The sequence below is a fragment of the Streptomyces sp. NPDC050423 genome, assembly GCF_040655445.1.
Classification (GTDB): domain Bacteria; phylum Actinomycetota; class Actinomycetes; order Streptomycetales; family Streptomycetaceae; genus Streptomyces.
Genome location: NZ_JBFAJY010000053.1, coordinates 19,562 through 38,528, shown reverse-complemented (window position 1 = coordinate 38,528; position 18,967 = coordinate 19,562). Strand labels below are relative to the sequence as shown.

Here is an 18,967-nt window from a genome sequence, read left to right as displayed (position 1 = left end):
GTAGCGCTCGATGAGCTTGTCCTGGAGGTAGCCCCAGAGCTTCGCGGCGGGCGGCAGGGTCTCGCGGCGCCGCCGCTGCTTGGCGACCGGTGACGGGCCCCTCGGCATGACGGTCTCCGCACGGGCTCAGCGTTGCTGGCCCGCCATGACCGTGGCCAGGCCGACGACCACGAGCAGCGAGCCGCCCCAGGTCCACATGGAGGTCCGCTCGTGCAGCACGGTCGCCCCGGCCAGCACGATCAGCAGGTAGCCGAGCGCGTTGAACGGGTACGCGATGGAGAGCGGCACCTTGGCCAGGGTGGACATCCAGGCGAGCGCGGAGACCCCGAAGATCACCAGCCCGACCACCACCCAGGGGCTGGTGGCGGCCCGCAGGGCGACGGAGCCGCCGTGCTCCCCGGCGGCGGCCGCGGCGCCCTTCATCCCGTGTTTGAGCATGATCTGGCCGCCCGCGGACGAGAACACGGCGAACAGCAGCAGCATCAGACTGGGGAGGGTCAAGACCTTGCTCCTGAGGGCGGCGGCCGGGTTCTCGGACGCGTGGGCGGCGGTGGGTGGGGGAACGGTCGCCTCAGACGCCGACCCGGTCGGCGGGGACGTACTGTCGGTTGAGGATGTCCTGTACATCGACGTGCTCTCCAGCGATGATCGTCTCGGCCGCATGCGGGGTGAGCAGTGCGACGTGCTGATAGCCGAACAGCGTCGGCCGGATCCGGGTCAGCAGCCTCGAAAGACCGCCGAGTACCGCGGCGAGCGGACCGCGCCCGAGCAGCGACCAGAACGGCGCCCCCGTCGAGGCGATGTCCAGGACGTCGTAGCCCGCGTCGCGCACCGTGCGGCGCAGGCTGGCCCGGGTGAAGAAGCGCAGATGCGTTTCGTCGAGGATGCCCCGGCGGTCGTAGTCGAAGGCTCCGATCGCGACCCGCATCCGTGAGTACCAGTGGCTGAAGTTCGGGACGGACAGCAGCACCTGGCCGCCGGGCCGCAGCACGGTGGCGACCTCGGTGAGCACTCGCTCGGGGCGGGAGAGGTGCTCGATGACGTCCCCGGCGACGACGTAGTCGAAGTCGACGCCGACCTCGGGCGGCAGGCCCTCCTCCAGGTTGGCGAGGTGGAAGTACGTGCACTTCTCGCGCACTCCGGGCACCTCGACGAAGTCCACACCGGTCACCTCGTGGCCGAGTGCCTCCAGCCGCTCCGCGAACAGGCCGCCGGAACAGCCGAGGTCCAGGACCCGGCCGGGCGGCAGCTTCCGCATCTTCTCCAGGATGACCGCGTGCGAGGAGCCGTCGCCCTCCTTGAAGGCGTACTCGACGGGCTTCGGGATCCAGGCGCAGGTGCCGAACCCCTTGACCGCCAGGCGGTATTCGAGGACGTCCTTGACGACGTCCTTCGCGTACTTCATGCCGTTGACGTAGCAGATCTCGTCGCCGTAGTACGTGGGCACGGGGATCTCCTTGATCCGCATTCCCGCGTCGAGCAGCTGGACGATGATCTGGGTGTCGAAGTCGAAGGCGTCGGTGTTCCGGTCGATCGGCAGCTTCTTCAGCGCCTCGACGCTGTAGGCGCGGTACCCGGAGTGGAACTCGGTCAGCTGCGAACCGAGGAGGCTGTTCTCCAGCCGGGTGAGAATGCGGTTGCCCAGCCATTTGTACATCGGCATACCGCCCTTGAGGGCGTTGCCGGACTTCATCATCCGCGATCCGAACACCGCTTCGCATTCGCCGCGTTCGATCGGGGCGACCATGTCGGGGAGGAGTTCCGGGGCGTACTGTCCGTCGCCGTGCAGCAGCACGACGATATCCAGTCCGTGTGCGGCGGCCAGGGCGTATCCGGCCTTCTGGTTTCCGCCGTATCCGAGGTTCTTGGTGTGCCGCATCACCACGGTCCGCGGCATTCCCTCCGCCTGGGACCATCGGCAGCCGGCGGTGAAGGTGGCGTCATGACTCGCGTCGTCGAGAATGAGGATCTCGTCGATCCGGGACCGGAAGTCCTCCGGAATCCGGTCGAGCGTCTTCTCCAGCGTTGTCTCCGCGTTGTACGCGACCACCAGGATGCCGATCCTGGGACTCGGGCTTTCCTTCACGGGGCGTTCTCCAGTTGCGCTCGGTGCTCGGTGCTGAGTTCGGGAACGGGTCTGTGGGGGGATGCGGCGCCGGTGCGCGTGGTCAGTTGACGGCGGAACCGGAGGGCTGCGAGGTACGGGGAGAGGCGAGCGGCGTGCGCTCGGCGGGGGTCTTCGGGGAGGTGCCGGGGCGGCTCGCGAGGATGCGGCGGATGCCGGCTGCGAGGGCGGCCGCCAGGACGATCCAGCCGGCGGCGCCCAGCTCAAGCACCGGCTCGCTCCAGCGCACGGCGGAGCGTCCGCCGTAGCCGAGGACGGCCGTCAGCCCCAGCACACAGCTGTACGCGAGCCCTTCCCAGAACCCGAGAACGAACGTTCCGGCGGCCGCCCAGGTCAGGTACTGCAGACCGGAGGCGGTGGACAGGAGCAGCAGCAGGCCCAGCGTGACGGCGACGACCCCGGGCAGCTGCGCGGGCCGCAGCCACGCCAGCCAGACCCCGGCGGCCACGCAGGCCAGCACGAAGAGGAAGTGGCCGCCGCCCTGGATGAAGGTGATGACGGACTCCGGCAGTCCGAGGACGTCGGCGAACCGGACGAGCCCCCAGAGGCGGTAGGTACCGCCCCCGTACTCCAGGACGTTCTCCTTGAGGTGCTGCGGCACGGTCACCAGGGCCGGCCCCCACACCAGGGCGAACAGTGCGCCGAACCCGGCGGCGAAGCGGACCAGCGCCGGCCGGCCGCCGCGCAGCGCGGCGACGAACAGCGCCGGGACCACCACCACCGGAATGAACTTGACGCTGATCGAGAGCGCCGCGGCCACCCCCGCGGCCAGCGGCGACTTCCGGTCGGCCAGCAGATGGGCGGCGGCCAGGGCGAACGCGATGGCGACGGCGTCGGTGTTGCCGTGGTAGCCGGAGGTGGCGATCAGCACCGGGCTGACGGCGACTCCGATGCCGCACAGCACCGCCGTCCCCTGGGCGGCACGCCGCCGGACGATCTCGAACACGAGCACCGCGCAGCAGAAGTCCGCGATCGACGCGGGTGACCTGATGAGCGTGGCGAACGACATTCCGAGTTCGGAGAGACCGTTCAGGCCGAGCAGCATCCAGCCGGCGAGCGGCGGGTGGTTGTAGACGGGCAGTCCGGGCAGCGGGTGTTCGTAGATCCGAACGGGGCCGTACGCGGCGACCGCCTTGGCGAACCCCGCGAAGATGCGTACATCGGTCGGGCCCGGCGTATTCGCCGCGATGACCATGCGAGTCAGGAGGCCGACGGCCGCGGCGACGAGCACAACGGCTCTCGCGCGTCGCACGTCCCAGGATTCGCACCGCATTCGGATACCCATGAAAACAGAACGTAGCAACCCGGCGACGCTATGCGACGCACCGATCAACATACTTATGGGGCTCACGGCTCGGGTGCCCTGCGGGTCTGCACAAACACCGGGAATGCCGAATCACTCGAACGGTTCACCCAGTTCGCACAGTTCGTACGTCAATTTCCGTTCACCGCGGTGCCGCCGCGCGGTTCACCACACGCCGGTGCCCGGCCGGTACGGATACCGGCCGGGCACGTGTGCCCCTGCGGGGGGGCGGAGTTTCGCGCGGGACGCGGACTACAGCATCCGGTCGACCACCCGGGCCGTCGCCCGGCCGTCGTCGAGGTCGCAGAAGTCCCGCCGAAACGCCTCGTACGCTTCCGCGTGTCCCGCGATGGCCCGGACCGGGTCACGCAGGGCGTCGATCAGGTCGTCGGAGCCCGGGATCAGCGGGCCGGGAGCACGCGCCTCGAAGTCGAAGCTGAATCCGCGCAGCGTGTCGCGGTAGTGCTCCAGGTCGTAGGTGTGGAAGAGCATCGGACGGCCGGTCTGGGCGAAGTCGAACATCAGCGAGGAGTAGTCGGTGACCAGCGCGTCGCTGATCAGCATCAGCTCACCGACGTCCGGGTAGCGCGAGACGTCGCGGACGAATCCGGTGCCGCTGTCCGGGAGCCGGTCGGTGACCATGTAGTGACGGCGCACCAGCAGGACGGTGTCCGCGCCCAGTTCGCGTTCGGCCGCGGCCAGGTCGAGCTGGAGGCCCAGCGAGTAACGCCCGCCGCCCAGTTGCTGGTCCTCGCGCCAGGTCGGCGCGTACAGCACGACCCGCTTGCCCTCGGGAATCCCGAGCCTCTCCCGTACCGCCTGGGCGACCTTCCTCCGGTCGGGGGCGTGGAAGAGGTCGTTGCGGGGATAGCCGCACTCCAGGACCTCGCCCTCGAAGCCGAACGAACGGCGCAGGACGGGGGTGGAGAAGGTGTTCGGGGAGACCAGGAAGCTCCACTGCGCGGCGCGCTGCTTGAGCGTGCCGATGTAGGCGGCGTTCGACTGGATCGTGCCCGCGAGCTCCAGGCCGATGCGCTTGAGCGGGGTGCCGTGCCAGGTCTGGACGACGGTCTGGTCCTCGCGCCGCACGAACCACTCGGGCAGCTGCGTGTTGGTGACGATGTGCCGGCTGCGGGCCAGCGCCTCGTGCCAGGCGGCCGAGCCGTGCTCCACGGCGGTGGTGCCCGCGGGGACGATGGCCTGCTGGTCGCGCACCACCCACAGGTGCTCCAACTCGGTTCCCCTGAGCACCAGTTCCTCGTACACCGCACGCGGCGAGTCGGAGACCTGGCGGCCGTCGAAGCTGCTGTAGAGGGCGGCCTCGCGCAGCGGCTCGGTGCGCTGAGCGGCGTAGGTGTCGCTCAGCAGCTTCTTGGCACGCGGGCCGCGCTCCGAGGCGGAGAGCACCGGGGCGGAGACGACCAGGAGCTGGTCGCCGAAGCGCCGCTCGATGGTGTAGTCGCGGCCGGAGAGGGTGCGGGTGGCGGGCAGGGTACGGAAGGCCGCGGCCGGGATGCGCAGCGCGATGTCGCCGCTCTCGTCGCCCGCGCCCCTCTCGCGGAAGAAGAAGTACCAGTTGCCCTCACCCAGCGGGAGCGGGCCGCCGGGTCCCTCGACGGCGTCGGGCCGCAGTTCGGCCCGGAAGCGCCGCGCGTCGTCGTCGCCGGAGAACTCGACCGGGAACGTCGCCTCCTCGCGGTGGGCGCTGTTCTGGACCACCAGTTCGACGGGGTGTTCCGGGTCCTCGGGGAAGCTGCCCTCCAGGAACAGCAGCCCGTCATCGGTCCAGCTCGCCAGCTCGACGCAGGGCTGCACGGTGCGGTCACTGATCAGCAGGTTCCCGCGGGAACTCGTGACGAAGGCGAGCTCGCGGCGTTCGCCGTCCGCGCCGTCGCCGAGCGGGTAGCGGCCGGGCAGCACGGGGCCGGGCACGTCGATCGGCGTCTTCTGGTCCTTGGGGCCGACCAGGTGGACGCTGTAGCCGAGGCTCTTCGGTGCGTCGTCCGCCGTGGGGCGGGCCTCGGTGACGGCCGCGAGCGGGAGCTCCGCGGTGAAGCGGCGCCAGCCGGCGGCCGAGGACTCGGTGCCCTCGCCCACCGTGACGGGGACGTCGTACGCGGTGTCGGTGGCCTTGTGCGTGAGGCCGAGCCGCAGGTCGCCGCCGGCGAGGCGGTCGCGGACCATGCCGGACACCACGACGGTGCCGGCCGTGTCGCCCGCGCGGTGGGTCTCGAACCGGGCGTCGATCCGCTCCGCGTGCAGCACCAGCTTGTCGCCCTCGAAGGCCGGGACGATCCGGTGGTCACCGTCCGGCCGGTACACGGGCGGGGCGACGGAGGCCTCGCGGACGGAGGGGAAGGAGCGGCGCAGCAGGCCGTTCCTGGCGATGCCGGCCTCCAGGCGCCAGGTGAGCTGCTTGGGGCTGCCATCGGCGGCGATGCGGAGCTTGGCCGGGTCGATGACGGCCTCGAAGCCCGCCCAGTCGTAGTCGTGCAGGCTCTGGCGGGAGCGCGCGGTGGCCTCCGGCTCGTCGGTCCTGCGCAGCCGCAGCGGCACCACGTTGCGCCGGCCGGCCCGCAGCCAGCCGATCCGGAACTCGCTGGGGCCCGAGGCGACGGGCAGGTTGCGGATGTAGGCGTACCCCTTGAGGTGCAGCTTGCCGTCGCGCCACTGGGCGTCCCGCAGCCGGGCGGCGAGCGGGAGGTCGCGGTCGGCGACGCGCAGCACTTGGGCCGGGACCGGCTGCTTCAGCACCGGGTACTCGGCCTGCCGGCGGCGCACGCCGCGTACGGCGAAGGCCCCGGGCTCGCGCTTGTCGTAGGCGAGCAGCGCCAGCAGCTCCTCCATGCGGTGCTCGCGCACCAGGTACCACATCAGGCGCAGCCGCAGCGGGAGTCCGTCGAGAACCGTCGGGTCGACCTGGTCGATGAAGGCGTTGCAGTGCGTGAGGAAGGCCTCGCGGTACTCCGCGTCACCGTCCGGCAGGACCTCCATGAAGTACCAGAGGTCGTTGGCGAGGGCGTGGGCCTCGTAGTGGTTCTTGTCGGCGGCCGGGCGGTTCTCCGCCAGAAAGGTGGAGACGCCCTGCACGTGCGCCACCCGGTCGCGGACGCCGCGGACGACGGCCCGGCTGGTGGTGATCGAGCCGGGGCGGTCCCGCCAGTGGTAGACGGGGTCCTTCACGATGTCGACCGAGCCGGCCAGGAAGTGGGCCGGCAGCACGACGGGAATGTCCTCGTACAGCGCGCCGACCGGGAAGGCGAACTCGTGCTTGTCCCAGAAGGAGCGGCGGAAGACCTTGTTGCAGGCGATCCGGTCGCCGAGGAGATCCAGGTCGCGGGAGACGTGGGTGCGCAGCCGGGTCGTGGCCATGGGCTTGCGGAACATCGGGGACTGCTGGAGCTTGCCGCCGGCGCGCAGTCGCAGCACGTTGCCGGACGCGAGGTCCGAGCCGGTCTCCTCCAGCGCCCCGACGAGCAGCTCGTAGGCGTTCGGCGGGATGATGTCGTCACTGTCGACGAAGGCCAGGTAGCGGCTCTCCGGGTCGCAGTTGCGGACACCGGTGTTACGGGCGTGCCCCAGTCCGCCGTTCTTCTGGCTCACCAGCCGGAAGCGGTCGTCCTGCGCGGCGAACTCGGCGGCCAGAGCTGCACTGCCGTCGGTGGACCCGTCGTCGACCATCACCACCTCGAGGTCGGTCATGGTCTGCTCCGCGAGGGACTTCAGGCAGTCCGTCAGGAAGAGTTCCACGTTATAGACGGGGACAACGACACTGAGCCGTGGCGGCATGTTGAGCACGTCCGTTCATCGGGGGCCTGGCTGTCCGTATGGCTCAACCGTGTGAACGGTCGGGGGTCACCGGTTACGGTCCCGAACGAGTGACTACGCCTGCCCCGTGCTCACCCCGTGGGCAAAGCCGTTCCGGTCCAGGGGTTCGTCCTCGGCGGCGACGGCAGTGCCCGGGGCTTCGCCCGGACGGCCCGGGAACACGGTGTGGCTCATGCTCCGGGAGGCCCGGTGGGCGGCCCGTCCACCAGACTATCCGATGGACCGGCAGCTCCTGAAAGCACACTCACACCCCGGCCCGAAGCGCAACCGGGGACGGACACACTCGGGACCACCGGGCCTGCCACCAGTGGAGACGCGGAGCGCGCGAGGCCGGTTCCTTCCCCCGGTCAGCGGGTGAGCGCGGCCACGGCCGAGGCCGCCAGGTCGTCGAGATACCCGGCGGGCAGCTCGCCCCGGACCACCGCGAGGCGCCAGTAGAGCGGGCCGACGATCAGGTCGAGGGCGCGGTCGGGGTCACTGCCCTCCGGCAGTTCCCCGCGCGCCACGGCGTCCCGTACGACCACGGCGGCGATGCCCAGCTGCGGGTCGAGCAGGGCGGCCTTGATGGTGGCGGAGATCTCCGGGTTCCGGGCCGCCTCGACGAGCAGGTCCGGGATGACCTGGGAGGCCAGCGGGTGGCGCAGGGCGTAGGCGGCCAGTTCGAGCACGGCGCGGACGTCCCCGTACAGCGAACCGGTGGCCGGGGCGGGCATGCCCTGCACCGCGACGGCGGAGACCAGGTCGAGGACCAGGTGCAGTTTGGACTTCCAGCGGCGGTAGACAGCGGTCTTGCCGACGCCCGCGCGCCGGGCGATGCCCTCGATCGACATCCGGGCGAAGCCGACCGCGGCCAGTTCCTCGAAGACCGCGCTGCGGATCGCATCGGTCACGTCCTCGCGCAGCACGGCGGCTCCGGCGGGGACACGGCGGCGGCTTCCCGGGTCGGTGGTCATGGCCCGAATCATAGTCCGCGACGACGAAACGGTTGCGTTGCGACGTCACCGCGTCCTACCCTCGGCGTTGCGACGATACGGTTCCGTCCCGTCGCCCATGTGTGTTCCTGCCCCCCGACGAAAGCGATCGTGGTGAGCCAGACAACAGCCCCGGCGGCCCCGGTGGACACCCCGCCGCCCCCGCTCCCGCCCCTGCACGGACCGGGAGAACTCGCCGCCCTCGCCGCCCGGCACGGGCTGACCGTGAGCGGGGCGAGGCCGTCCCTTCCCGCGTACGTCCGGGAGCTGTGGGGACGGCGGCACTTCATCACGGCGTTCGCCACCGCCAAGCTCACCGCCCAGTACAGCCAGGCGAAACTCGGCCAGATCTGGCAGATCATGACCCCGCTGCTCAACGCGACGGTCTACTACTTCATCTTCGGCGTCCTGATGAAGACGAAGCACGGCGTCCCGGACTACGTCCCGTTCCTGGTCACCGGCGTCTTCATCTGGACCTTCACCAGCAGCTCGATCACCGTGGGCACCCGCGCGATCAGCGGCAACATCGGGCTCGTCCGGGCCCTGCACTTCCCGCGCGCCTCACTGCCGATCGCGCTGGCCCTGCAGCAGCTCCAGCAGCTCCTCTTCTCGCTGGGCGCGCTGGTGCTGATCCTGCTGGTGTTCGGCCAGTACCCGCAGCCCTCCTGGCTGCTGGCGGTGCCGGCCCTGACGCTCCAGGCCGTCTTCAACACCGGCATCTCGATGGTCATGGCGCGCCTCGCCGCGCGGACCCCGGACATCGCGCAGCTGACTCCGTTCGTCCTGCGCACCTGGATGTACGCGTCGGGCGTCATGTGGAGCGTCGGCACGATGCTCCAGGGCAACCGGGTCCCGTACCTGGTGAAGCTGGCGCTGGAGGTCAATCCGGCCGCCGTCTTCATCAACCTGATGCGGTTCGCGCTCATCGACAGCTTCGACGGCGGACAGCTCCCCCCGCATGTGTGGGCCGTCGCCGCGGGCTGGGCCCTGGTGTGCGGCGTGGGCGGGTTCATCTACTTCTGGCAGGCCGAGGAGAGTTACGGACGTGGCTGACAGCACTTCGCCCGGAGTACCGACGGTCGTCGTCGACGACGTCCACATCACGTACAAGGTCAACGGCGCCCGCACCGGCAAGGGCAGCGCCACCTCTGCCCTCAGCCGGCTCACCTCGCGCCGGCAGTCCCCCGGGGTGCGCGAGGTGCACGCCGTGAAGGGGGTCAGCTTCGCCGCGTACAGGGGGGAGGCGATCGGTCTGATCGGCTCCAACGGCTCGGGGAAGTCGACGCTGCTGAAGGCCATCGCCGGGCTGCTGCCCGCCACGAAGGGCCGCGTCCACACCCAGGGCCAGCCCTCGCTGCTCGGGGTGAACGCGGCGCTGATGAGCGATCTGACCGGCGAGCGCAACGTGGTCCTCGGCGGACTCGCGATGGGCATGAGCCGCGGCGAGATCCGCGAGCGCTACGAGGAGATCGTCGACTTCTCCGGCATCAACGAGAAGGGCGACTTCATCACCCTGCCGATGCGCACGTACTCCTCCGGCATGGGCGCCCGGCTGCGCTTCTCGATCGCCGCTGCCAAGAACCACGACGTGCTGCTGATCGACGAGGCCCTGTCCACCGGCGACGCCAGGTTCCAGCGCCGCAGCAAGGACCGGATCATCGAACTGCGCCGGCAGGCCGGCACGGTCTTCCTGGTCAGCCACCACAACAAGTCGATCACCGAGACCTGTGACCGGGCGATCTGGCTGGAGTCGGGAACGCTGCGCATGGACGGCCCGGCGAAGGAAGTGGTCGCCGCCTACGAGAAGTTCACGGGCAAGAAATAGCCGTCCCGGGGGCGGGGGCGGTATCCCGGACCCGACTGGATCTCAGGCCTGATGACGATCGAGGGCGGGGCGGCCACCGGACACACACCCGGCAGCCGCCCCGCCCCTCAACCGCGCACCGCTACACGTGCGTACGCAGCAACGTCCGCATCGTCCGCATCGCCACCGACAGATTCGCCAGGTCGAACGCGTCCGACCCCTGGATCTCCTCCAGCGTGGAGCGCGACCGCGTCAGGATCGCCGCGTTCTTCTCCTCCCACGCCTCGAACCGCTCCTGCGGCGTGGCCCCCTCGCTGCCCGCACTCAGCACGTCACCCGTGAGCGCCGCGTGCGCGGCGTACAGGTCCTCGCGGATGGAGGCACGGGCCATCGACTGCCAGCGGTCGGCCCGCGGCAGCTCGATGATCCGGTCCATCAGCTGGGTGATGGACAGCCGGTCGCCGAGGTCGTAGTACACCTCGGCGACGGACAGCGGGTCCTTCCCCGTACGGTCTGCGATCGCCACGATGTCGAGCACCGGGAAGGCGGACGAGAATCCGGCGACGCGTTGCGCCAGCTCGTCCGGGACACCCGCCTCGGTGAGCTCGTCCAGGATCGACTGGTACCACTCCTGGTCGGCGCCCATCAGCATCTTGGGCAGCTCGGCCCAGACCTGCTCGACACCGGCCCGGAAGAAGTCGATCGTCCCGGCGATCTCCAGCGGCTGCGGCCGGTTGCCGAGCAGCCAGCGCGAACCGCGCTCGACGAGCCGCCGCGAGTGCAGCCTGATCCGCGTCTGCACATCGGCGGACACCCGGTTGTCGAGCGCCTCCACGGCGTCCCACACCCTGCCGAGCCCGAAGATCTCACGGGCCGCGACCTGCGCCCGCACGACCTCCTCCATCGAGGCGCCGGTCTCTTCCCGGAGCCGGTGCAGGAAGGTCGAACCGCCGCTGTTCACCGTGTCGTTGACCAGCACCGTGGTGATGATCTCGCGCCGCAGCGCGTGCGCGTCGACCGCCTCGGGGAACTGCTCGCGCAGTTGCCGCGGGAAGTAGGCGTGCAGCAGCTTCTGCAGGTAGGCGTCGTCCGGCAGGCTCGTCCCGATCAGCTCCTGCGCCGCCGTGATCTTCGTGTAGGCGAGCAGCACGGCCAGCTCGGGCTGGCTGAGCCCCTTGCCGGCGCTCAGCAGCTCGCGGATCTGCCGGTCGGTGGGCAGGAACTCCAGCCCCCGGTCGAGATAGCCGTCGCGGCCCAGCCGGCGCATGAAGCGCTGGTGGGCGTGGAGCAGTGAGGGCGCCTGCGCGCTCGCGTTGGCGAGTGCCGTGTTCTGCGCGTAGTTGTTGCGCAGCACCAGATGACCGATCTCCTCGGTCATCTCGGCCAGCAGCTTGTTGCGCTGCTTGACGGTCATGTCGCCGTCCCGCACCAGACCGTTGAGCAGGATCTTGATGTTCACCTCGTGGTCGGAGGTGTCCACACCGGCGCTGTTGTCGATCGCGTCGGTGTTGATCCGGCCGCCGGTGCGGGCGAACTCGATCCGGCCGAGCTGGGTGGCGCCGAGGTTGCCGCCCTCGCCGACGACCCTGGCCCGCAGGTCCTCGCCGTTGACGCGGATCGCGTCGTTGGCCTTGTCGCCGACGTCCGCGTTCGACTCGGCGGAGGACTTGATGTACGTGCCGATGCCGCCGTTCCACAGCAGATCGACGCGGGCCCTGAGGATCGCCTGCATCAGGTCGGCGGGCGTCATCTTGGTGACCCCCGACTCGATGCCGAGCGCCTCGCGGACGTGCGCGTTGACCGGGATCGACTTGGCGGTGCGCGGGTGAATGCCGCCGCCCGCGGAGATCAGCTCCTTCTTGTAGTCGGCCCAGGAGCTGCGCGGCAGGTCGAAGAGGCGGCGCCGCTCGGCGTACGAGATCGCGGCGTCCGGCTTCGGGTCGATGAAGATGTGCCGGTGGTCGAAGGCCGCGACGAGCCGGATGTGCTCGGAGAGCAGCATCCCGTTGCCGAACACGTCACCCGACATGTCGCCGACGCCGGCGACGGTGAAGTCCTCGCTCTGGGTGTCGTGGCCGAGCTCGCGGAAGTGCCGCTTGACGGACTCCCAGGCGCCCCGGGCGGTGATGCCCATGCCCTTGTGGTCGTAGCCGGCGGAGCCGCCCGAGGCGAACGCGTCGCCCAGCCAGAATCCGTAGTCGACGGCGACCTCGTTGGCGATGTCGGAGAACTTCGCGGTGCCCTTGTCGGCGGCGACGACGAGATAGGTGTCGTCCTCGTCGTGCCGGACGACGTCCTTGGGGTGCACGACCTCGCCGGTCACCATGTTGTCGGTGATGTCGAGCAGCGCCGAGATGAAGGTGCGGTACGAGGCGATGCCCTCGGCCAGCCAGGCGTCGCGGTCGACGGCCGGGTCGGGGAGCTGCTTGGCGACGAAGCCGCCCTTGGCGCCGACCGGCACGATGACGGTGTTCTTCACCATCTGCGCCTTGACCAGGCCGAGGATCTCGGTACGGAAGTCCTCACGCCGGTCGGACCAGCGCAGACCACCGCGGGCGACCTTGCCGAACCGCAGGTGGACGCCCTCGACCCGGGGCGAGTAGACCCAGATCTCGAACGCCGGGCGAGGCGCCGGGAGGTCCGGGATGGACTGTGGGTCGAACTTCATCGACACGTAGTTGTGCGGCAGGCCGCTGTCCGCGTGCTTGCCCCCCTTGTCGCTTCCCTCGCTCGCGCTCTGGAAGAAGTTGGTGCGCAGGGTGGCCTTGATGACGGTGAGGAAGGACCGCAGGATCCGGTCCTCGTCGAGCGAGGCGACCTGGTCCAGGGCCCCGTCGAGCTCTTCGAGGAGCCCGTCGGTGAGCTCGGTGCCCGCGCTCTGGCGCTCCGGCGACATCCGGGCCTCGAAGAGCGAGACCAGTAGCCGGGTGGTGTGGACGTTGTTCTGGAGAGTGCTCTCCATGTAGTCCTGGCTGAACGTCGAACCGGCCTGGCGCAGGTACTTCGCGTAGGCGCGCAGCACCATCGCCTGCCGCCAGTTCAGACCGGCGCTCAGCACCAGCGCGTTGAAGCCGTCGTTCTCGGCCTCGCCGGTCCACACGGCGGCGAAGGCCTCCTGGAACCGCTCGCGGGCGTCGTCGGCCAGGTAGCTGCCGTTGCCCGTGGCATGCGGCATCCGCAGCCCGAAGTCGTAGATCCAGGCGTGTGTACGGTCCGCACAGCGCAGCTCGTACGGACGCTCGTCGACGACCTCGACACCGAGGCGCTGGAGCACCGGGAGGACGGCGGAGAGGGAGACCTGCTCACCGGTCCGGTAGATCTTGAAGCGGCGCTCGCCTGGGGCGGCGCCGACCGGCTCGTACAGGCTGAGGGCGAAGTTCCGCTCGTGCTCCTTGAGGGCTTCGAGGTGGACCAGGTCGGCCACGGCGGCACGCGCCGAGTGGTCGGCCTTGTATCCCTCGGGGAACGAGTGCCCGTAGTTGCGCAGCAGCTCGGCGGCATGCTCCTCGCCGCACTCGGCGTTCAGCGCTTCGTGGAATCCGTCGGCCCAGGAGCGGGCGGCCTCGACGAGCCGGGCCTCGATGCGGTCGGCCTCGGCGTCGGTGAGGGCGGTCAGCTCGCTGCCGGGGGCGACCCGGACGACGAAGTGCAGCCTGGACAGGATCGACTCGGTGTTCCAGGCCGTGAAGTCGACGCTGGTGCCGTTCAGCTCCTCCTTGAGGATGTCGATCAGCCGGAGGCGCACGCCGGTGGTGTAGCGGTCGCGCGGCAGGTAGACGATCGCGGAGTAGTAGCGCCCGTACTCGTCCTGGCGCAGGTAGAGCCGGAGCCGGCGCCGCTCCTGGAGGTAGAGCACCGAGGTGACGATGGAGCGCAGCTGGTCGGGCGGCGTCTGGAACAGCTCGTCGCGCGGGTACGTCTCCAGGATCTGGAGCAGGTCGCGGCCGTCGTGGCTGTTGTACGTGAAGCCCGCGCCCTCCAGCACCTCGGCGACCTTGCGGCGGACGACGGGCACCCGGCGCACGGACTCGGTGTAGGCGGCGGACGAGAACAGCCCGAGGAAGCGGCGCTCACCGATGACGTTGCCCTCGGCGTCGAACTTCTTCACGCCGACGTAGTCGAGGTAGCTGGGACGGTGCACGGTCGCCCGGCTGTTGGCCTTGGTGAGGATGAGGAGCTTGTGTTCCCGGGCCTTGGCACGGGCGTCGGCGGGCAGCCGGTCGAAGGAGGGGCTGACCGGGTGGGTCTCGTCCTCGGTGTGGCGCGGGTCGGAGCGCAGGATGCCGAGGCCGGTGCCGGGTACGGCGGCCAGCGCGTCGGAGTCCCTCAGCTCGTACTCGCGGTAGCCCAGGAAGGTGAAGTGGTCGGCGGCGAGCCAGCGCAGCAGCTCCCTGGCCTCGTTCACCTCGTCGTCGGCGAGGTCGTCGAGCGGCTCGCCGGGCAGGTCGTCGGCGATGCGCAGCGCGGCGTCCCGCATCTTCTCCCAGTCCTCGACGGTCTCCCGTACGTCGGACAGCACACGCAGCAGGTCGGCCTGGATCTGCTGGAGGTCGGCGCGGTCGGACTCGCGGTCGATCTCGACGTGGATCCAGGACTCGACGAGCGCGTCGTGCGGGAGCTCGGCCTTGGCGTCCTTCGCCCCCTTGGCGTTCTTGCGCCCGTTCTGCGCACCGGTCGAGACGCCCGAGCCGTCGGTGAGGACCTCGATCAGCTTGCCGGCCACATCACGCCGGACGATGACCTGCGGGTGGATCACGACATGGATGCCGCGCCCCTGGCGGGACAGCTCATTGGTGACGGAGTCGACCAGGAACGGCATGTCGTCCGTGACGACCTCGACGACGGTGTGACTGCAGGTCCAGCCGTTCTCCTCGACGGTCGGGGTGTGCACCCGGACGTTCGCCGTGCCCTGCGGGCGGTTCTCCGCCAGCCGGTAGTGCGAGGAGGCGGCGCCGAAGACGTCGACCGGGTCGCGGCGGCCGATGTCCTCCGGAGCGGTGTGGAGGTAGTAGCGCTGGAGATAGGCGAGCAGCACGTCCTGGCCAGGACGCTCCTGCCCGGCCCCGTTGCCGTTGTCCGCCCCGATGGCCGCAACGTGCACCCGGGGGCTGCCCCCCGGGCCACCGACACCACCGCCCGGGCTGTTGTCAGCTACCTTGGCGGCCCGTGCGAGCAGCTCGGCCTTGGCTTCGTCCAGCTTGGTCTGCATGTCCTCTGGCTCCTGTCGCGCGCCGTTGCGTGACGTAGGTGAAAAAGACGACGTACCGCCACGACACGGGGTTTCCGGTCTGAGTCGACGCTATGCCGCTATGAGAGACGCCCGGGACCTTATTAGCCATTTTTGGCAGTCTGGCCGGGCTGAGGGGATCAGTCAGGGCCCGGGTGCTGTGGCACTCCGGGCGCAGGCCGGGGGCTTCGCTGCCCCCGAGGCATATCGCGCTGATCACGGGGTCCAGGCTATCCCGCCCGCCCCGGTAACCGTCACGAGCCGTTTGTGTACAAAGACAGCCCCGAACTTTGACACTCTGGACAGCGCATCGCGCCGTGCTGTCGCACTCTGGTAACCGGAACAGGCCGACGAACCGTGGGGAGCCCCGCCATGGCACCGAAGATCCTGATCGTCACCGGCGACGCCGCCGAGTCCCTGGAAGTCCTCTATCCGTACCAGCGGCTGCGCGAGGAGGGTTACGACGTCCACATCGCCGCCCCCTCCCGCAAGAAGCTCCGCTTCGTGGTCCACGACTTCGAGCCCGGCTTCGACACGTACACGGAGAAGCCCGGCTACACCTGGCCCGCCGACCTGGCCTTCAACGAGGTCGACCCGGACGACTACGTGGCCCTGGTCGTCCCGGGCGGCCGCGCCCCCGAGTACCTCCGCAACGACGCCGACCTGCGCAAGATCCTCACCGCGTTCTTCGACACGGACCGCCCGGTGGCCCAGATCTGCCACGGCCCGCTGATGACGGCCGCGGCCGGCGCGCTGAAGAACCGCCGCGTCACGGCCTATCCCGCGCTGGAACCGGACATGGAGGCGGCCGGGGCCGCCTTCCAGGACACCGAGGTCGTGGTGGACGGCACCCTGGTCTCGTCCCGCGCCTGGCCCGACCACTCGGCCTGGATGCGTGAATTCCTGACCGTGCTCCGCACCAAGGCGCCGGTCACCTGAGCACCGGCGGGCAGCCGGGCGTGGGCGGGGCGACCGCCTACCGTCCTGCGCACCAAGGCCCCGGTCACCTGACCACCGACCGGTAGCCGGACGTGGGCGGGGCGACCGCCTACCGTCCTGCGCACCAAGGCCCCGGTCACCTGACCACCGACCGGTAGCCGGACGTCGCGGGGCGACCGCTACCGGCCGGCTACCGGCTGCCCGCTCTCCGTCTCCACCGGTTCAGCTGCTCGCCCTACCGGCCCAGCTGCTCGGCGAGCGCCGCCGCTTCGGCCAGGGTGTCCACGACGGGCACCCCGGCCGCCGCCAGGCTGGCCCGGCTGTGCGAACCGCCCGTGTAGAGCACCGCCCTCGCGCCGACGTGGGCCGCGGCCACCGCGTCGTCCACGGCGTCGCCGATGATCACCGCGTGTTCCGGGGATATCCCGTCCAGCGCCGCGAAATGCCGCTCCATGTGCTGCGCCTTGCTGCCGCCGGAGCGCCCGGTGCGGCCGTCGACGCGCACGAAGCGGGGCTCGATGCCGTATCCCCGCACCACGGGGACCAGCTCGTCGTGCCCGTACATGCTCAGCAGGGACTGGCTCCGGCCGGCCTGCTGCCACTGCGCCAGCAGCTCCGCGGCCCCCTCCGTCAGCCCGCAGCCCTCGCGCTGCTCGGTGTAGTGACGGTGGAAGGCCAGGTCCATCACGTCCCACTCGGCCTCGGTGGGCAGCCGGCCCATCAGCCGTTCGTAGAAACGGGGTATCGGGATGCAGTACATCTCCCGGTACTGGTCCAGGCTGATCGGCGCCACGCCGACCTCGCCGAACGCGGCGTTCGTCGCGCCGACGACCGCGATGTTGTCGTCGAGCAGCGTGCCGTTCCAGTCCCAGACCAGATGCGTGCGGTACTTCTCCTGCGTCCCCATGCCAAGAAAAATACCCGCCGCCACTGACAAACGGGTGCGCCGGGCGCCGCTCGGGCCGCACCGCCGCGCCGTCGGCCGATCGGGTTCAGCCGATCAGGTTCGGAATCTCCTGGATGCCGAACCACAGCAGCTCGTGGTCCTCCGCACCGTCCACGGTGAACTGCGCGTCGTCGTCACCGAGGTCCGCCGCCCCCAGCGCGGCCGCGGCCGCCGTGACGTCCTTGTCCGCCTCGTCCGAGTCGACGTGCACCGCGGCCGCCTTCGCCAGCGCCACCGCGGAGGCGATCGTGACCTCGCCGAGCGACGAGGCGTCCAGGATGTGGTCCGGGTCGGCGACCGCCGCCCCGTCCGGCACATCGAGCGCGACGACGACGCGACGGCGGGCGGCACCGGGGTCCCCCGCGATCATCCGCAGCGACGCGGAAGCGGCCCGGTTGAGCGCCGCGTACTCCAGCTCCTCGATGTCGTCGGAGACGTACCACTCACGCAGTCCGGGAGTCACCGCGTACGCGGTGAGCGGACCGGGGGCCAGCTCGCCCGCCCTGTGCGCCGCTGCGAGACCGGAGAGGGTCAGGGGGACGTACACGCGCATGGCTTGGCCGCTTTCGTAGTCGGAGACGCCCTCAGGATACGTGCGGCGTCCCCCTTTGGGGTTACCTGTACGAGCCCCGCCCCGTCCACCCGGCAACCGCCGCTCACCCTGTCCACCCCGGCCCCGTTCCCCTCCCCGAACCGGGTCCGCCACCCGGATAGGTGAATTCCGGGCCCGCTCCGCCGGCTCCTCGGACGCTTGCGGCGGCGTCCACCACCCCCGTAGAAGATCCACAGCAGAAGTTACCGCCCGGTAAATGCCGGGCCTCTGAAGCACGGGGGCGATGAGCAGTGACCATGAACAGGACCCGGCCCGCCGGACGGCACGACGCACGCAGGCCCGAGACCGTCCCCCCGCAACGCCTCCGGACGCCCCGGCGCGTCCGCCCCCACCAGTGGTTCGCGGAACGCCTCCTGGCCGTCCTCAGCGGCCAGCGCCCCGTCCACTGGATGCTCGGCCACACCATCGGCGAGGCCTACGACCAACTCGCCGAACTGGCCCCCGCCACACCGCTCAGGAGCCGCGGCGCCCGTCCGGTGATCCGCATGTGCCGCGGCGCCCAGCCGGCCCCCGGCGTGGTGGAGGCCTGCGCGAGCATCGCGGCGGGCGAGCAGGTCCGAGCCATGGCCTTCCGCCTGGAACAGGGCCCCGACCTCCGCTGGCGCTGCGCCGCAGTAGAACTGGGCAGCACCCCGGCCCGACACCCCTGACCCCACAAAGCCCAACCCAACGGACCGGCCACCACCCTGGGGGCCGGCACCTACGACCCTGGCGGGCCACCCCGGCCCGCCACCCCGGGGGACCGGTCCCCACACCCGGGCTACCACCCCGGGCCACCACCGGTTGGGGCCGGTCCCCACTGGACCGCACCCCAGCCCCAACCACCGCCCCCCGCGGCCCGAGCAACCCGAGCCGACCGAGCCGACCCACCCAAGGCCCAACCACACCCGCACAGGCCCACCCAGGCCCGCACGAGCCCGCACAGGCCCGACTCCAGCCCTTCCAGCCCCTCGGCCGCCCATTCACCCAGCCGACCCGCACAAGCCCGCACAGGCCCACACAGCCCCCTCCCGCCCCAACCCTCCCCAGCGCCTCCCCGACCCGCCCAGCCCCTGGCCTCTCCTCACGCAGGCCACCCCCTCCAGGGCCGTCCCCTCCAGCCCCTCCAGCCTTTCCAGCCCCTCCGGCGTTTGAGGAGCGGGGTCCGGGGCGGAGCCCCCGGTACGGGAAGGGGCGGGGAGGGGACCAGGCCCGCCGCCGGCGCCGCCGGC

12 protein-coding genes are annotated in these 18,967 nt (G+C 70.6%); 4 read left to right on the top strand and 8 right to left on the bottom strand.

The genetic code is table 11. The annotated features are described in order from the left end of the window. Positions 1-126: 126 nt before the first annotated feature. The 5 genes from AB0I52_RS29710 to AB0I52_RS29690 all read right to left on the bottom strand — a co-directional run bounded on the left by AB0I52_RS29710 (position 127) and on the right by AB0I52_RS29690 (position 8,221). Positions 127-501, bottom strand: a complete 375-nt coding sequence (locus AB0I52_RS29710) for a hypothetical protein (protein ID WP_363077804.1) — start codon at positions 499-501, stop codon at positions 127-129. 70 nt (positions 502-571) lie between these two features. Continuing rightward, the gene (locus tag AB0I52_RS29705) at positions 572-2,086 is read right to left on the bottom strand and encodes a bifunctional glycosyltransferase/class I SAM-dependent methyltransferase (RefSeq protein ID WP_363077802.1); all 1,515 of its coding nucleotides are present in this window, start codon (positions 2,084-2,086) and stop codon (positions 572-574) included. Positions 2,087-2,168: 82 nt separating this feature from the next. Continuing rightward, a complete protein-coding gene (locus AB0I52_RS29700) occupies positions 2,169-3,377 on the bottom strand; it encodes a glycosyltransferase family 39 protein (RefSeq protein ID WP_363077800.1) in 1,209 nt (402 codons plus the stop codon). A gap of 303 nt (positions 3,378-3,680) precedes the next feature. Next, on the bottom strand, positions 3,681-7,217 hold the full coding sequence (locus tag AB0I52_RS29695; RefSeq protein ID WP_363077798.1) for a CDP-glycerol glycerophosphotransferase family protein: 3,537 nt from the start codon (positions 7,215-7,217) through the stop codon (positions 3,681-3,683). Between the two features lie 386 nt (positions 7,218-7,603). After that, positions 7,604-8,221, bottom strand: coding sequence for a TetR/AcrR family transcriptional regulator (locus tag AB0I52_RS29690; RefSeq protein ID WP_123471426.1), 618 nt, complete (start codon positions 8,219-8,221; stop codon positions 7,604-7,606). A 150-nt stretch (positions 8,222-8,371) separates the two neighbouring features. On the opposite strand from AB0I52_RS29690, the gene AB0I52_RS29685 reads away from it, so the two are divergent. Then, entirely contained in the window at positions 8,372-9,280 is a 909-nt protein-coding gene (locus AB0I52_RS29685; protein WP_363077810.1) for an ABC transporter permease, read from the top strand. Further along, positions 9,273-10,052 carry an ABC transporter ATP-binding protein gene (locus AB0I52_RS29680; protein WP_363077796.1) on the top strand — a complete coding sequence of 260 codons (780 nt, stop codon included), beginning with the start codon at positions 9,273-9,275 and terminating at the stop codon, positions 10,050-10,052. Before AB0I52_RS29685 ends, AB0I52_RS29680 begins: the two co-directional genes overlap by 8 nt. 121 nt (positions 10,053-10,173) lie before the next feature. On the opposite strand, the gene AB0I52_RS29675 is transcribed toward AB0I52_RS29680, so the two are convergent. Continuing rightward, complete coding sequence (locus AB0I52_RS29675; protein WP_363077794.1) at positions 10,174-15,240, bottom strand: NAD-glutamate dehydrogenase; 5,067 nt, start codon at positions 15,238-15,240, stop codon at positions 10,174-10,176. A gap of 390 nt (positions 15,241-15,630) precedes the next feature. On the opposite strand from AB0I52_RS29675, the gene AB0I52_RS29670 reads away from it, so the two are divergent. Continuing rightward, a complete protein-coding gene (locus AB0I52_RS29670) occupies positions 15,631-16,197 on the top strand; it encodes a DJ-1/PfpI family protein (RefSeq protein ID WP_363077792.1) in 567 nt (188 codons plus the stop codon). A gap of 235 nt (positions 16,198-16,432) precedes the next feature. On the opposite strand, the gene AB0I52_RS29665 is transcribed toward AB0I52_RS29670, so the two are convergent. After that, positions 16,433-17,104, bottom strand: a complete 672-nt coding sequence (locus AB0I52_RS29665) for an HAD family hydrolase (RefSeq protein ID WP_363077790.1) — start codon at positions 17,102-17,104, stop codon at positions 16,433-16,435. A gap of 85 nt (positions 17,105-17,189) precedes the next feature. Further along, the gene (locus tag AB0I52_RS29660) at positions 17,190-17,696 is read right to left on the bottom strand and encodes a hypothetical protein (protein ID WP_363077788.1); all 507 of its coding nucleotides are present in this window, start codon (positions 17,694-17,696) and stop codon (positions 17,190-17,192) included. A 290-nt stretch (positions 17,697-17,986) separates the two neighbouring features. Here AB0I52_RS29660 and AB0I52_RS29655 point away from each other — a divergent pair, with 290 nt between their 5' ends. Then, positions 17,987-18,406, top strand: coding sequence for an Rv3235 family protein (locus AB0I52_RS29655; RefSeq protein ID WP_362961440.1), 420 nt, complete (start codon positions 17,987-17,989; stop codon positions 18,404-18,406). The last annotated feature ends 561 nt before the right edge of the window (positions 18,407-18,967 follow it).